This is a genomic window from Streptomyces coryli (assembly GCF_011044975.1).
In the GTDB taxonomy this organism is placed as follows: Bacteria; Actinomycetota; Actinomycetes; order Streptomycetales; family Streptomycetaceae; genus Streptomyces; species Streptomyces coryli.
Map to the genome: position 1 here is coordinate 1 of NZ_JAAKZV010000496.1, position 2,007 is coordinate 2,007.

Annotated in this window: 2 protein-coding genes; one reads left to right on the plus strand and one right to left on the minus strand. The window is 70.6% G+C overall.

From position 1 onward, the window contains the following. The coding region (locus tag G5C51_RS41675) for a citrate synthase (RefSeq protein WP_240930287.1) at nt 1–545 on the minus strand (545 nt) is incomplete at its 3' end. A gap of 71 nt (nt 546–616) precedes the next feature. Between G5C51_RS41675 and G5C51_RS41680 the strand changes: the two genes are divergently transcribed. Beyond that, nucleotides 617–1,786, plus strand: a complete 1,170-nt coding sequence (locus G5C51_RS41680) for a citrate synthase/methylcitrate synthase (RefSeq protein ID WP_165246101.1) — start codon at nt 617–619, stop codon at nt 1,784–1,786. Nucleotides 1,787–2,007 lie beyond the last annotated feature (221 nt).

Sequence of the window (2,007 nt, forward strand, 5' to 3'; positions counted from 1 at the left end):
TTGGCGTGCTCGTGGTCCTGGGCGCGCAGGGCGGCGATGAGGCCGCGGGCGGTGGCGTGGACGGCGTCGGGGGTGAGGTCGAAGCGCAGCGGGTCGGCGGCGGACGCGGCGACGGCGGCGGCGCGGAGGCGGTCGACCGGGCTGGCGGTGGCGGGGAGGGCGCGGACGGCGGGCTCGGCGGCGGTGAGCAGGTCCTCGGGTGCGCGGAAGCGGATGCCGCTGGTCATGACGCCTGTCCAGAGCCAGTCGGCGACTTCTTCGTAGTCGTAGTTCTCGGCGAGTTCGGCCGCGTCGACGCCTCGGAAGTAGTAGCGGTCGGAGCCGATGAGGGTGATGCCCGTACGGACCGCGAGGCCGCCGGGGGCCGCGCCGTCGGGCTGGCGGCCCTGGCTTTTGCGGGCGAGTGAGTCGACCTCGCGGGCCTCGAAGAGGCTGCCGCGGTGACCCTCCGCCTTGTGGCTGGTGAGCAGCCCGCGGCTGACATACGCGTACAGCGTCTCGGGCTTGACGCCGAGGCGTTCGGCGGCTTCCCGCGTCGTCAGCATTGATTCCCTCAACATTGACAGCCATTTAATCAAGCATGGACATTGGAAATCAACATTGAGGGAGGATCAACATGTCAACTCGCTCTGCCGGCGCCCCGTTCATCGCCCCACGAGGGCTGAGCGGCGTGATCGTCACCGACACCCGGCTCGGTGACGTCCGCGGCCGCGAGGGCTTCTACCACTACCGGCAGTACTCGGCGGTGGAGCTCGCCCGGACCCGCAGCTTCGAGGACGTCTGGCACCTGATGTTCTACGGCGAACTCCCGGACGCGGCACAGGCATCGGACTTCGCGTCGAGGACGGCCGCGCTGCGCCCGCTGCCGGAGGACATCAGGGATGCGCTGCCGGCGATCGCCCGGTCCGGGCTGGTGGCGGGCCCGCTGGCCGGACTGCGCACCGCGCTGTCGCAGGTGGGGGCGTCGAAGGGCTTCCGCCCGCTGTATGACATCGACGGCGATCGGCGGGAGGCGGACGCGCTGGTGGCGTGCGCGATCGTGCCGACGCTGCTGACGGCGCTGCATCGGCTGGGGCTGGGACTGGAGCCGGTGGAGCCGCGGGCTGATCTGCCGTATGCGGCCAACTACCTGTACATGCTCACGGGTGAGGAGCCGGAGCCGGCGAAGGCACGGGCGATCGAGCAGTACCTGATCTCGACGATCGACCATGGCTTCAACGCCTCGACGTTCACCGCCCGCACGATCGCGTCCACGGGCGCGGACTTCGCGGCGTGTCTGGTGGGCGCGATCGGCGCGCTGTCCGGCCCGCTGCATGGTGGCGCGCCGTCGCGCGCGCTGGACACGCTGGACGCGATCGGCACGCCGGACCGTATCGACGCGTGGATCCGCGAGCGGGTGCTCGCGGGTGACCGGATCATGGGCTTCGGCCACCCTGTGTACCGGACGGAGGACCCGCGCTCGCGCATGCTGCGCGGGATCGCGGAGGGCTTCGGCGGTGAGCTCGTCGACTTCGCGATGGAGGTGGAGCGCAGGGTGATCGAGATCCTGGCGGAACTCAAGCCGGGGCGGGAGCTGCACACGAATGTGGAGTTCTATGCGGGGGTGGTCATGGAACTGTGCGGCCTGTCCCGGGACATGTTCACCCCGACGTTCGCGTCGGGGCGGGTGGTGGGCTGGAGCGCGAATGTGCTGGAGCAGGCGGAGGATTCGAAGATCATTAGGCCTGCGGCGAGGTATGTGGGGGTGCAGCCGCCGGTGGCGGTGCCTTTGCCTGCGGCTGGCTGAGGGGTTTGTTGGGTTGGGCTGGGCTTCGTGGGCCGAGCTGAGCTGAGCTGGGACGTGCTGGATGCGGGTGGGTTGGCAACGGATGGTGACGGCCGCGCTGCCGACGTGCGTTGGGAGCCGGTGCCGGCTGGAGGGCTGGCTACGGAAGGGAAGAGGGGCGGTGCGGGTTGGTCTGCCGGGCGGCGGTGGGCCGTTGCCCGCAGACCGGGACTGCCTGGGGC